Genomic DNA, 13,111 nt, shown 5'->3' with positions numbered 1-13,111 from the left:
CCCACCCCCGGGGGTTTATGGCGTCGGGTTAATTCTGTGTGTGGGGGGGCGGGGCGGGCCGGCCGGGGGGGGGGGCGGGGGCCCCGCCCCGGCCGGAACCTTCGGGTCAGCGCCCCTTCCGCTTGATCTTGATGCTGGCCAGGTCGGTGGAGACCGACTTGAGGTCGAGGCATCCGGCGCCGAGCTTGGCGACGGCCGCCACGGCGAGCTCCTCGGCCTGCGACAGGACGAGCTCCTCGGTGTCGTCGTCGGTCGCGGGGATCAGCACGCGGAAGGTGAACCCGTGCAGTCCGCGCTCGTAGTTCACCGTGCCTTCTTCGGTGAACCGGGCGCTGAGCACGCCGTGGTCGTCGACCTGGGCGAGCAGCGACGCGCGCTGCTCCTCGTCGAGGGGCGCGAACTTGCCCCGGGTGAGGACCTGATAGGTCGTACTGCTGCTCATGAGGGGAGGTCTCCAGACGTGGTTCTCGGATTCGACTGGTCGTCAGGGAAGCGGCGCACTACGCCATTTCCTCCCGCCGGACCCGGTGGTGCGGGAGGAGCAGCACGAGGGCGGTGACCGGGACGAGGCCACCGGCCGCCCAGTACAGCGTTTCGCTGTAGGTGGACACGAACGTCTTCGCGCGGATCTCGCCGAGCGCGCCGTTGATCGTATCCCGGGTGTCGCCGTCGGCGCCCTGCACCAGCTGGGAGCACGTGGCCGGAACCTTGGCCAGGTCGTCCTGGCCGAGTGCCTCGGTCGCGCAGTCCTGGATGCTCGCGGCCTGCCGGGGCGAGACCGACTGCACGGTGGGGACGACCCGTTCGGCCTGCGGCCCGGCATTGCCCGCGAGCGCCGCGAAGAAGAGGCTGCCGATGACCGCCACGCCGAGCGCGGCACCGAGCTGGCCGGTGGCGTTGATGATGCCGGAGGCGGCGCCGGCCTCCTGCGGCTTGACCTCCCTGAGGACCAGCGCCGTCAGCGGGGGCATGAGCAGGCCCATGCCGGAGCCGATCAGGAGCATGGACGGGATCGCGTGCCAGGAGGTGATGTCCGTACCGAAGCGGTCGGCCGCCCAGGCGTAGGAGACGATGCCCGCGAACATCAGGACGGCCCCCGCGAGCAGGCAGTAACGGCCGTAGAGCGGGGAGAACCTGCGGACGGCGAGCCCGCCGACGATCGGCACGCACAGGGAGAACGGGATCGCCGTCAGACCCGTGTGCAGGGCGGACCAGCCGAGGCCGGCCTGGAGGTAGAGGGTCCAGCTGAGGAAGAAGCCGGCGGGGATGGCGCTGAAGAGGAGCTGCACGCCGATGCCGGCGCCGAACGCGCGGACCTTGAACAGGGACAGCGTCACCAGGGGCGAGCCGTCCTTGAGGGTCTTGTGGCGTTCGTACACCACGAACAGCACGAGGACGGGGACGGCGGCGACGAGCGAGGCGACGCTCCAGAGCGGCCAGTCGAGTTCGCGGCCGAGGGTCAGCGGCACCATGAGCAGCAGCAGCCCGAGGATCACCAGCAGCATGCCGATGATGTCCAGGCGCTTCGCGTGGGGGGAGCTCGATTCCCGCATCCACTTCGCGGCGCCGATCAGGGCCAGCACGCCGATGGGCAGGTTCACCACGAAGATGCTGCGCCAGCCGAGGTCCAGCGGGCTCCAGCTGATCAGGGCGCCGCCGATGAGGGGACCGGACACGATGGCCAGGCCGACCATGCTCGCGTAGAGGCTGACGACGCGGCCGATCTCCTGGGGGGCGAAGGAGACGTGGATGAGCGCGAGCACCTGGGGCACCATGATCGCGGCGGTGAGCCCCTGGAGCACGCGGGCGAGGACGAGTAACTCGGTGCTGGGGGCGGCGGCGCACACGGCGGACGCGAGGACGAAGCCGCTGACGCCGATGAGGAACATCCGCTTGCGGCCGAAGATGTCACCGAGCCGGCCGCCGGTGATCAGCAGGACCGCGAAGCTCAGGGTGTATCCGGCCGTCATCGCCTGGATGGCGACGGACGAGGCGCCGAGGTCGCGTTGGATGCTCGGGATCGCCACGGTGATGATGTTGGCGTCGAGCAGGTCCATGAAGGTGGCGACCAGCAGGACGGTCAGCGCGAGCCACCGCTTCGGGTCGGGCTCGGGCGCGTCGGGGGTGGCAGGTGGGCCGGCGCTCGCCGGCTTTTCTGCCTGCCCTGCCTTGTTCATGGGTTCTTCTCCAGGTTCTCGTTCGGGGGTTCGGCGGTGGGTTCCGCGGTCGGGTCGGCAACGGCTGCGGTGCTGCGGGCGAGTGCGGTCCAGGACCTCATCAGGAGCTCCACCACGTCCACGACGGAGTCCGTGCCGCTGTCGGCGGGGGAGAGCACGCGCTGGATGGACAACCCGTCGTTCAGCGCGTGCACGATCAGGGCCAGCAGCTCCACGGGGGCCGGCGTGGTCACGCCGCGCGCGGCGAAGCCCTGCTCCAGCGACTGGGCGATCGCCTCCCGGGAGCGGCGCTCGCGGTCCGCCAGTACGGGCAGCAGCTCCGGGTCGCGCAGCCCGTAGAGCCAGAGTTCGGTGCGCAGGGCGAGCCAGCTGGCGAGGTTCTCGTCGCGCCGGCGGTGCCAGGAGCGGAGGTGGTCGAGCATCTCCTCGAAGGTGGCCGCCGCCCGGCCCATCGCCTGGATCTCTTCCAGTTCGTGCTGGGTCCGCTGTTCGAGCAGGGCGAGGACGAGCTCGTGCTTGCCCTCGAAGTTGCCGTAGAAGGCGCCCCGGGTGTACCCGGCGGCTTCGACGATCTGTTCCACCGAGGTTCCGCTGACCCCTTGGCCGGCGAACAGCGCGGCCGCCGATCGAAGGATCTGCTCGCGGGTGACCTGCCGGCTCTGCTGCCGGGTGAGTCGCTTGGTGATGGTGACCGCCTCCTTGGCGCGCTTCCTGGATACGAGACTGTATCCCAATACGGGACTGTATCTGAAACGCATTCAGAGGGGGCGGCCGGTTCCGCGGGGCGCACAGGCGAACGGGCTGCCACCGGTGCCCGAAGGCGTGGTGGCAGCCCGTGACCGAGCCGCGAGGTCAGACGGAGTCGGGAACCGGGACCCGGAAGCGGTTGATGGCGTCGAGGTGCCGGGCGCGCAGTTCGTGGTCGCGGACGCCCAGCCCCTCCTCGGGGGCCAGCGCGAGGATCCCCACCTTGCCGTGGTGCAGGTTGCGGTGGACGTCGTACAGGGCCTGGCCGGTGTCCTCCAGCGCGTAGACCTTCGACAGCGTGGGGTGGATCCTGCCCTTGGAGATCAGCCGGTTCGATTCCCAGGATTCCCGGTAGTTCGCGAAGTGGGATCCGACGATCTTCTTGAGGGACATCCACAGGTAGCGGTTGTCGTACTCGTGGTGGTAGCCGGAGGTGGAGGCGCAGGTGACGATGGTGCCGCCCTTGCGGGTGACGAAGACGCTCGCGCCGAAGGTCTCGCGGCCCGGGTGCTCGAAGACGATGTCCACGTCCTCGCCGCCGGTCAACTCGCGGATGCGCTTGCCGAAGCGCTTCCACTCCCCGGGGTCCTGGGTGTGCTCGTCCTTCCAGAACGCGTAGCCCTCGGCGCTGCGGTCGATGATCGCGGTGGCGCCCATCGCGCGGCAGATGTCCGCCTTCTGCGCGCTTGAGACCACGCAGACCGGGTTGGCCCCGCCGGCGAGGGCGAACTGGGTGGCGTAGGAACCGAGTCCGCCGCCCGCGCCCCAGATCAGGACGTTGTCGCCCTGCTTCATGCCGGCGCCGTTGCGGGAGACCAGCTGGCGGTAGGCGGTGGAGGCGACCAGCCCCGGGGAAGCCGCCTCCTCCCAGCTCAGATGCCGGGGTTTGGGCATCAGCTGGGTGGACTTCACCAGGGCGATCTCCGCCAGGCCGCCGAAGTTCGTCTCGTAGCCCCAGATGCGCTGCTCGGGGTCGAGCATCGCGTCGTCGTGGCCGTCCGGTGCCTCCAGTTCGACCGAGAGGCAGTGCGCGACGACCTCGTCGCCGGGCTTCCAGGCGTGCACGCCCGGCCCCGTGCGCAGGACGACGCCCGCGAGGTCGGAGCCTATGACGTGGTACGGCAGGTCGTGGCGCCTGGTGAGCTCGCTGAGCCTGCCGTAGCGCTCCAGGAAGCCGAAGGTCGGCAGCGGTTCGAAGAGGGACGACCAGACGGTGTTGTAGTTGACCGAGGAGGCCATGACGGCCACCAGGGCCTCACCCGGACCGAGTTCGGGCACCGGAACCTCGTCCAGGTGCACCGACGTGCGCGGGTCCTTGTCGCGGGTGGCGAGCCCCGCGAACAGGTCCGTCTCGTCCTTGTGCAGGGTGACGGCGCGGTACGCCTCGGGGAGGGCGAGCGCGGCGAAGTCCTCCGGCGCCCCTTCCCGGCTCACGATGGCATCGATGATGTCCTGCATGTGTGGTGTCCTCGGTACGGGGGTCGGGCGGTGGTGCGGGAGTGCGGCGGCTCAGCGCACCAGACGGTCCATCAGCCGGACCAGTTCGGCCGTCGGGTCGGCCGTGAGGCCGCCGTGCACCGGTCCGGTCTGCACGACCGCGCTGCGCGGGGCCGTCAGCCAGCCGAACCGCGAGCGCAGTGTGCCGGCGCCGGCCCGGCCGGCCTCCGGGTCGCCCGCGCAGATGGCGCGGATCGCTTGGAGGGCGTCGGCGACACCGGTCAGGTCGACCTCGGGGTCGAGGGCGCGCAGGCGTGCGGCGTCGATGTGGACCTCCGCCGCGAGGAAGTCGGCTTCCTTGCAGTAGAGCAGCGCGCCGACGTTGATCCGCTCGCCGCGGTCCACGCGGGGAACGGCCTGCAGCAGCGCGTAGTCGAAACCGAGGGAGGGGGAGACGCGCGTGTTCATGCCGCCACCTCCGGCCACCAGGCGCGCTCGCCCGCGAGACGGGCCAGCAGGTATTCGCAGTAGCGTTCGCGCAGGGTTTGCGGGTCCGCGCCGTTCGCCGCGTTCATGGTGGCCAGGAAGTCGTCGGGCACGAGTCCGAGGATCCGCGTCAGTGCCTCCGGTGTCACGAGGGCGGCCAGCTCGGCGTCGAGGGCGTTGAGGACCGGGGCCGCCAGGGTGGACACCCGCTCGGACAGGACGTGCGAGCCCAAGCCGTAGTCCCGGTTGGCCCAGCCGTCCACCGACGGCCACGAGTGCTGGAAGATCAGCGCCGCGCCGTGGTCGATCGCCCACAACTGGCGGTGCCAGATCAGGAGGTTGGGGTTGGACCAGGTCCGGTCCACATTGGCCGTCAGGGCGTCCAGCCAGTAGATGCGGGCGGCCTCCTCCGCCGGCGCCCGCCAGGCGATGCCGTCGTAGCCGACCGAGCCGGGCAGGAAGTCCATGGCCAGATTGGGGCCGGTGCTGGCCTGGAGGAGCTCTTGCACCTCCTGGTCCGGCTCGCGCCGGGCCAGTTCGGCGTCCACGTCGAGGAGGACCAGGTCGGGTACCCGGACGCCGAGGTGCCGGCCGAGCTCGCCGACCACGATCTCGGCGACGAGGGCCGCGCTTCCCTGGCCGGCTCCCCGGAACTTGACGACATAAGTGCCGTCATTGTCCGCCTCGACGATGCCGGGAAGTGAACCGCCCTCGCGCAAGGCCGTCACATATTGCGTTCCTTTTACTTCTTGCAGCATGTCGATCACCCTACTGGCGCACGAGGGGCCCTCCAAGGGGGTGATCGAGTTCCGGCCATTGGCCCGACGGTCCCGTCCGGGAGGGCCGCACGGGGGTCGACGCGTTGTTTGGCCGATTTCCTGCGGAGCCCGTCGAGAGAATTCCTTTGCCTATATATATTTCGGCCATAGCCTCGGAGGTGTCCGAAATGTATATGGTGGTCACCGATTTTCGGACATCATGGGTGTGGGGGCGGCCGGTACGGCGATGCCCGTCGCCACGTACTCCACGCCCTCCCGCACGACGGTTCGCCAGCGTCCGGTGAAGGTGTTCACGCGGTGCCCGCCGACCACCGGGCCCGGCACGTGCAGCGAACTGGTGAAGGTGCCCCGCTCCGGATCGGGGACGATGGTGCAGTCGCTGAAATCCAGCATCCTGCCCATGAGCGGGAAGCAGGTCTTGTACGTGCTCTCCTTCGCGCTGAACAGCAGCCTGTCCCAGGCCACGTCGGGATGGGAGAGGGTGAGGCGGTCCAGCGTGCGCCGCTCCTCGGGCGAGGCCACCAGGTTCTCCACGCCCCTGGGCAGCGCGGAGTTCGGCTCGGCGTCGATCCCGACCGTGGCGACCGCGTCGGTCCTGGCGACCGCCGCCGCCCGGTAGCCGGGGCAGTGGGTCATGCTGCCGGCGATGCCCTCGGGCCAGGCCGGCGCCCCGCCGGGACCGGGGAGGATCGGCCCCGGCGGTACTCCGAGCCGGGCCAGCGCCCTGCGCGCGCACAGTCGGACGGTGGCGAATTCCCGTCGGCGCTTGTCGACCGCGCGCTTCACCCTCTCGGCTTCCTCCGGGTAGAGGTGGATGCCCGGCGGGTCGGCGAACAGCTCGATGACCACGACGTCCGGCAGCGTGCCGACGAGTAGGTCGGGCCCGGCGGGGGAGGGGCGGGGGCCCGGCCCCGACCCCGTGCGGGGCGCGGGATTCGTGCCGTCCGGCCAGGTCGGCCCGGGGGCCGGCATCGGATGGTGGATGTCGAGATCCGGCTCTGGAATTCCTGACATGAATGCCTCCTCGGCTTGCGTAACCAGACGTGATCATCCACGATGCATTCTTGTCGGTCCTCGAATTCCCGTCACGGGGAGAAGGGGTCGAAGTAGGGGTAGTTTCAACACTCAACCACCTCCGTGGTCGCCGTGCCGCACGGGGCCCTGTGGGGGTAATTTCAATAGTCAACTACCTCGTCGGTCGGCGTGTCCGACGGGTCTTCAGGGGAATGCATCGGGGGATGTCGATGATTCAGCGCCGTCATCGGTCGTGGGCGCATCCGAGCGGGGGTGCGCGCCGGCCCGCAGCGGCCGCGGAGCGTGCGGCGGCCGGGCGGGTGCCCACATGCTGACCCGCAGGATCGTCCTCGGCCTTCCCGCACTCTCCGTCGGCGGCCTCTCCGAGAACTGGCTGTTACGCGAAGCCGGCGACCTCCACTGGTCGCTGATCGGCGAGCACTTCGGCCTCCCGGTCGCCGAACTCGCCGACGCCGACGGCGAACGGCTGCTGCCCGCCTTCACCCGCGCCCGGCTCGCCGCGGCCGACTCCCTCCGCTTCTTCACCGAGCACGACGAGGGGGAACTGACCGGCACGCTTGCCCGACTTGACGAGCACGCCTTCGTCAGCGACATCCGCTTCGCCACGCCCACGACGTCGGTCGACGTCCGGCTCCTGACCTCCTTCGTCCGCCGGGGTCCCGGCAACTGGCTCGTCCCCGGCACCCCGCGGCACGAAGGCCGCGGTCCGGTGGCGGACGCGAGCGCGGAACACCGTGACTTCCAGGGCGAGTTCCGAGCCCTGACCCTGCTGGAGCCCGACGGCGCCGCCGGCCTCTACACCGACACGTACGAACTGAACCCCTTCGCGGACGTGAACGCGGCGGGCCTGCTCTACTTCGCCTCGTACCCGCACATCAACGACCGCGGCGAGCGCAAGTACGTACGGTCGGTGGTGTCCGGCGGCGAGTGGGCCGTCGACGCCGTCACCCTCAGCCGGGACATCGTCTACCTCGGCAACTGCGGCCTGGCCGACGCCGTGCGCTACCGCCTGGACGGGTGCCGGCGGGAGTCGGCGGACCGGGTGGTCCTCACCTCCTCCCTCCTGCGGGAACACGACGGCCGGACGCTCGCCCGCCTGGAGACCGTCAAGCGGCTCGTCCGGCCCGAGGCCTTCGTGGCCCTCCCGGGCGACGGCGCGACCCCGGCCGCGGTCGACTCCACCACGCCTCCTCCTGTTTCCGCCGGTCCTGCTTCCGAGTCACCGAGCGCTTCCCTGCCCGAAGACCTCGAAAGCCGGCTCTTGGCCCTGCTGGAGACCGTGCTCCGGGCCCCCGCCGGCTCGCTGACCGCGGACGACGACCTGCGCCCGCACGGACTGGACAGCCTGTCCCTGTCGGAGGCCGCCGTACGGGCCGAGGACGAGATCGGCTGCGAGGTCGACCCCAGCACCCTGTTCCAGGCGTTCACGGTCTCCGCGATGGCCCGCGTCCTGCGCGGCGGACGTCCGGATCCGGCCCCGACCGGACCGTCGGCAGCGCCGGCGGCCGTACCACCGGCGGCGAGTCCCGCCGACGTGCCGATCGCCGTGATCGGCATGGCCGGCCGGTTCCCCGGCGCGCGGAGCGTGCCCGAACTGTGGGACCTCCTGGGCCGCGACGAGGACGCCGTCCGTGACGTTCCCGCGGACCGCTGGAACGCGGCCGACCATCCCGGTCTCATCGGCAAGGCGGCCCTGCTCGACGACATCCGCGGCTTCGACCACGAGTTCTTCTCCATCAGTCCCCGCGAAGCCGCCCTGATGGACCCCCAGCAACGGCTGCTGCTGGAGACCGTGTGGGCGACGGCCGAGGACGCCGGATGCGATCCGGCCTCGCTCACCGGCAGCCGCACCGGCGTCTACGCGGGCGTGTGCCACTCCGACTACGCCGGGCTGATCGCCCGGCACGCCGGGCAGGACGAGCCGCACCTGAGCGTCGCGGTCTCCCCCTCCCTGGTGGCCAACCGCGTCTCGTACGCCCTCGGCCTGCGCGGGCCCAGCGTCGCCGTGGACACCCTCTGCTCCTCGTCCCTGGTCGCCGTCGCACAGGCCGTCGCCGCGCTGCGCGCCGGCGCATGCGACCAGGCGTTCGCGGGCGGCGTCAACGTCCTGTGCGACCCGGCCCGGCAGCACGCCTACCAGCGCACCGGCGTGCTGAGTCCGCGCGGCCGCTGCCACACCTTCGACGAGGAAGCGGACGGATACGTCCGGGGCGAGGGCGTCGCCGCCCTGCTGCTCAAGCCGCTGGACCGCGCGCTGGCCGACGGGGACCGCGTGCACGCGGTGATCCGCGGCGTGGCCGTCAACCACGGCGGACAGGCCCAGTCCTTCACCGCCCCCAACCCGGACGCACAGGCCGACCTGCTCGTCGCCGCCTACAACGAGGCGGGCGTCGACCCCCGCACCGTGGGCTACATCGAGGCGCACGGCACCGGCACCCGCCTGGGAGACCCGATCGAAGTCTCCGGGATGGTCGCCGCGTTCGAGCGGCTCTACGCGCAGTGGGGCCACGCACGGCCCGCCGAGCCGCACTGCGCGGTCGGCTCGGTCAAGACGAGCATCGGCCACCTGGAGGCGGCCGCCGGAATCGCCGGCATGGTCAAGGTGATCCTGGCCATGGGGCACCGTACGCTGCCGGCCGCGCGCAACCTGCACCGCCCGAACCGGATGATCAAGATCGACGGTACGCCGCTGCGGCTCCACCGCGACCGCAGCGCATGGGAGCCGCCCCCGGGCGGCGGCCCGCTGCGGGCCGGAGTCAGCTCCTTCGGGATGGGCGGCACCAACGCCCACGTGGTCCTTGAGGAAGGTCCCCGCGCGGCGGCGGCCCCCGCCCCGGCCGCTCCGGTGGTCGTGCCCGTCTCCGCCCGGACCCCGCAGGCCCTGCGGGAGGCCGTGGCCCGTCTGCTGGAGGCGGTCCGCTCACCGGACGCCCCGCCGCTCGCGTCGATCGCGAGGACCCTGTGCACCGGGCGCGCGGCACTGCCGTACCACGTCGCCGTCGAGGCGTCGGACCTCGGCGAACTCGCCGCGCGGCTCGCCTCGGTACTCGACACCCCGCCGGACGCGCCCGTGAACGGGCAGTCCGAGGGCGCGGGGCCGGCCCGGACGGCCCCGGACGCACCGCCCGCGTCGCTGCCGACCTACCCCTTCAGCCGCGACCAGCACTGGGTGGCCCCCGTCGCGGGCGCGGAACTCCTCACCACCGAGTGGGCGGACGCACCCGCGCCGGACACCGAGGACACCGACCGACTGCTGGTGGTCACCACCGACCCGGAACTGGCCCGTACGGTGCTCGCGGAACGCGCCGTCGTGCACGTTCCCGGGGATCCCGTACCCGATCTGGCCGGCCTCGGCGGGATCGTCGACCTGGTCGACTGGTCCGCCCCCGGCACCCTCGTCACCGAGCGCATCGCCCTGCTGCAGCGGACGCTCACCTCGAACCCCCGCGTCGGGCTGCGCTGCGTGCACGTCAGCGGCGCCGAACGCTCCGTGCTCGCGGGCTTCTACCGCTCGCTGTCCGGCGAGTTCCAGGCCCTCCACGGACGCACCGTCCGCGTCGACGGCGGCGCCGCCGAACTCGCCGCCGCCGTCCGGGCCGAGACCGCCGCCGTCGACCGGGAGACGGAGATCCGGTACGAGGGCACGCGCCGCCGCCGTCCCGTGGCCGCATTCGCCCCGGCGCGTGCCGCTGAGGACCTGCTCGCGGGCGTCGACCGCGGCGCGGTGCTCATCACCGGCGGCCTCGGCGGCATCGGCCTGCGCCTCGCGGCCCACCTGGCCGACCGGGGAGCCCGCCACATCGTGCTCGTCGGCCGCTCCCGGATACCGGTCCGCAACCAGTGGGCCGCCCTCGTCGCCGCACCCGCCACGGACCCGGTGCTGCGCGCCCGCCTCACCGCGCTGCTCGCCCTCGTCGAGCGAGGGGTGACGCTGACCGTACGGACCGACGCCCTGGAGGACGTCGCCTCCCTGCGCCGGCTGATCGGCCGGGTCAGGAAGCAGGCCGGCGGGATCGACGCCGTCTTCCACTGCGCGGGGGTGATGGACCCGCCCACGTCCTTCCTGTCCCGCACGCCCGAGGAGATATCCCGGGTGCTGCGGCCCAAGACCGACGGGCTGCGGGTGCTGTGGTCGGCCTTCGGGGCCACGCCGCCCCGGCTCATGGTGCTGTTCTCCTCCGTGGCCGGAGCGCTGCCGCTCCTCGCCGCGGGCCACCTGGACTACGCGGCGGCCAACGGCGTGCTCGACGACTTCGCCGCCGCCCACGACACCGGTGCCTCCGGGTGCGTGGTGCGCTCCCTGCGCTGGCCCCTGTGGCAGGGCGTGGGCATGGGGCTGGAGCGTACGAGCGCGAGCGGCGGGCTCGGCATCCCCGACCTCGCCGCCGACGACGCCCTGGCCCTGCTCGACCTCGCCCTGCGGGTGCCCGGCGACCCCGTGTCCCTGCCCTGCAGGGTGGAGCGCGCCGCCGTGACCACCGGCGAGCTGTTCCGGGCGCCGCGAAGCACCGCCGCGCCGCGCCCCGGACGGCCCTCGGCGGAGGCCGTCGCCGTACCGGAAGCCGTACCGGGAGCCGTCCCGGGCACGGCCGTTCCCGATGCGCGCGTTCCGGGCGAGGTCGTTGCGGGCCCGACGGTGCCGGCCGTGGCCGCACCGTACGGCGGGTCCGCGACGGAGGCGGCGCCGGACTGGCTGTACGACGTCGTGGCCCGCACCACCAAGGTGGACCCCGGCCTGCTGGGCGCCGACACCCTGCTCGGCGACATCGGCGTGGACTCGCTGCTGATGGCCGAACTGGTGCGCGACCTGGAGGAGGTCCTCGGCCACCCGGTCGATCCGAGCCTCCTCCAGGAGCACCCGACGCTCGGCGGCCTCGCCGCCGCGCTCGGCGCACCCCCGGCCGGCCCCGTACCCGAGCCCGCCCCGCCCGTCCCCGGGCCACGGACACGGCCGTCCCGGGCCCGGGCCGAACCATGGGCGGGGGCGCAGCTCCAGACCCCGGACGGGCGGCCGACGCCCATCGCCGTGATCGGGATGGGCTGCCGCCTGCCGGGCGCAGCCGACCCGGCGCAGTTCTGGGAGCTCCTGCTGGCGGGCCGGGACCTCGTCACCGAGGTGCCGGCCGACCGCTGGGACGTGGCCTCCCTCTACAGCCCGGACGGCGGACCGGGACGCAGCCAGAGCAAATGGGGCGGATTCCTGGACGACGCCGCCCTGTTCGACCCGGAGTTCTTCGGATTCGACGCCGAGGCGGCGCGTCACCTGGACCCGCTGGCGCGCAAGGCGCTGGAGGTGTCCGTGGAGTGCCTGCGGGACGCCGGGTACCGCGAGGACGAGGTGCGGGGAGGGGCGGTCGGCGTCTTCGTCGGCACGCGCACCGGCAACCACCGCGCGCACCTGCAGCCCCCCGAGCGGCCCTACATCGCAGGCGTCAACCAGAACTTCGTCGCCGCCCACATCTCGCACTTCCTGGACCTGACGGGTCCGAACCTCGTGGTCGACAGCGCGTGTTCCTCGTCCCTGGTGACCATCCACCTGGCGGCCCGGAGCCTGGCGTCGGGAGAGTCGTCCATGGCTCTGGCCGGAGGCGTGGACCTGCTGTTCGACGAGGAGCCCTACCTCATGCTCAGCGCCGGCAAGGCGCTGTCGCCCAGTGGCCGTTGCCGCACCTTCGACGAGTCCGCCGACGGCCTCGTGCCGGGCGAGGGCGCCGGGATGGTGCTGCTCAAGCGCCTCGACGACGCCCTGCGCGACGGGGACCGGGTGCTGGCCGTGATCGAGTCCTCGGGCGTCAACAACGACGGCCGGACCATGGGGCACACCACGCCGAACGGACGCACCCAACGCGCGCTGATCTCCGACGTGCTGGCGCGCGCCGGGGCCGACGCCCGCACCGTCGGCTACGTCGAGGCCCACGGCACCGGCACGATGATCGGCGACCCGATCGAGCTCCAGGCCCTGACCGCCGTGCACCGGACGTACACCGAGGACCGCGGCTACTGCGGCATCGGCAGCGTCAAGAGTTCCATGGGGCACCTGCTGAGCGCCGCGGGCGTCGCCGGATTCATCAAGGCGGTGCAGATCCTGCGGCACGGCCGGCTCGTGCCCACGCTCCACTGCGACCGGCCGAACCCGCGCTTCGCGTTCGCCGACTCGCCGTTCTTCCCCGTCACCCGGGTCACGGACCTGCCGGCCGGGAGCCGGGTGGGCGTCAGCGCCTTCGGTTTCGGAGGCACCAACGCCCACGTCCTGCTGGGGCCCGGCACCCCCGGGGAACCCGGACGGCCGGCACTGCCCAAGCCCGCCTACCGGCGCAGCAGATTCTGGCGCCTGCCCGCCCCGAGCGGACCGCCCGCCCCGCCCGGACCGGCCGCCCCGCCCGGACCGGCCGCCCCGCTGGTCCGCTCGGCCCGGCTCGACCTGACCTTCCCGTAACCCGGCGCGGCCGG

The 13,111-nt window shown here is 72.4% G+C and carries 8 protein-coding genes; 1 reads left to right on the top strand and 7 read right to left on the bottom strand.

Annotated elements, in window-relative coordinates; all coding sequences use genetic code 11:
- Positions 1–106: 106 nt before the first annotated feature.
- The 7 genes from ACFW22_RS06865 to ACFW22_RS06835 all read right to left on the bottom strand — a co-directional run bounded on the left by ACFW22_RS06865 (position 107) and on the right by ACFW22_RS06835 (position 6,640).
- Complete coding sequence (locus ACFW22_RS06865) at positions 107–442, bottom strand: DUF6204 family protein (protein ID WP_386400025.1); 336 nt, start codon at positions 440–442, stop codon at positions 107–109.
- Positions 443–500: 58 nt separating this feature from the next.
- Entirely contained in the window at positions 501–2,177 is a 1,677-nt protein-coding gene (locus tag ACFW22_RS06860) for an MFS transporter (protein WP_386400022.1), read from the bottom strand.
- Entirely contained in the window at positions 2,174–2,911 is a 738-nt protein-coding gene (locus tag ACFW22_RS06855) for a TetR/AcrR family transcriptional regulator (RefSeq protein ID WP_386400019.1), read from the bottom strand. The genes ACFW22_RS06860 and ACFW22_RS06855 overlap by 4 nt, the downstream gene beginning before the upstream one ends.
- A 118-nt stretch (positions 2,912–3,029) precedes the next feature.
- Positions 3,030–4,382, bottom strand: a complete 1,353-nt coding sequence (ccrA, locus tag ACFW22_RS06850) for a crotonyl-CoA carboxylase/reductase (RefSeq protein ID WP_386400017.1) — start codon at positions 4,380–4,382, stop codon at positions 3,030–3,032.
- 51 nt (positions 4,383–4,433) lie between these two features.
- Positions 4,434–4,829, bottom strand: coding sequence for a DUF3037 domain-containing protein (locus tag ACFW22_RS06845; RefSeq protein WP_386400014.1), 396 nt, complete (start codon positions 4,827–4,829; stop codon positions 4,434–4,436).
- A complete protein-coding gene (locus ACFW22_RS06840) occupies positions 4,826–5,575 on the bottom strand; it encodes a HipA family kinase (RefSeq protein WP_386400012.1) in 750 nt (249 codons plus the stop codon). Before ACFW22_RS06840 ends, ACFW22_RS06845 begins: the two co-directional genes overlap by 4 nt.
- A 231-nt stretch (positions 5,576–5,806) precedes the next feature.
- Positions 5,807–6,640: a 4'-phosphopantetheinyl transferase gene (locus tag ACFW22_RS06835; protein ID WP_386400009.1), complete on the bottom strand. Its 834-nt coding sequence runs from the start codon at positions 6,638–6,640 to the stop codon at positions 5,807–5,809.
- A gap of 328 nt (positions 6,641–6,968) precedes the next feature.
- On the opposite strand from ACFW22_RS06835, the gene ACFW22_RS06830 reads away from it, so the two are divergent.
- The gene (locus ACFW22_RS06830) at positions 6,969–13,097 is read left to right on the top strand and encodes a beta-ketoacyl synthase N-terminal-like domain-containing protein (RefSeq protein ID WP_386400006.1); all 6,129 of its coding nucleotides are present in this window, start codon (positions 6,969–6,971) and stop codon (positions 13,095–13,097) included.
- The last annotated feature ends 14 nt before the right edge of the window (positions 13,098–13,111 follow it).

Source organism: Streptomyces sp. NPDC058872, assembly GCF_042743065.1.
Taxonomy (GTDB): Bacteria; Actinomycetota; Actinomycetes; order Streptomycetales; family Streptomycetaceae; genus Streptomyces.
Note: the sequence above shows the minus strand (reverse complement) of the source record. Positions and strands in the feature narration are given on the sequence as shown.

What these genes read in the sequence shown, in the direction of transcription:
- ACFW22_RS06865 (WP_386400025.1), bottom strand. Translation starts at nt 442, where the DNA reads ATGAGCAGCAGTACGACCTATCAGGTCCTCACCCGGGGCAAGTTCGCG.
- ACFW22_RS06860 (WP_386400022.1), bottom strand. Translation starts at nt 2,177, where the DNA reads ATGAACAAGGCAGGGCAGGCAGAAAAGCCGGCGAGCGCCGGCCCACCT.
- ccrA (WP_386400017.1), bottom strand. Translation starts at nt 4,382, where the DNA reads ATGCAGGACATCATCGATGCCATCGTGAGCCGGGAAGGGGCGCCGGAG.
- ACFW22_RS06845 (WP_386400014.1), bottom strand. Translation starts at nt 4,829, where the DNA reads ATGAACACGCGCGTCTCCCCCTCCCTCGGTTTCGACTACGCGCTGCTG.
- ACFW22_RS06835 (WP_386400009.1), bottom strand. Translation starts at nt 6,640, where the DNA reads ATGTCAGGAATTCCAGAGCCGGATCTCGACATCCACCATCCGATGCCG.
- ACFW22_RS06830 (WP_386400006.1), top strand. Translation starts at nt 6,969, where the DNA reads ATGCTGACCCGCAGGATCGTCCTCGGCCTTCCCGCACTCTCCGTCGGC.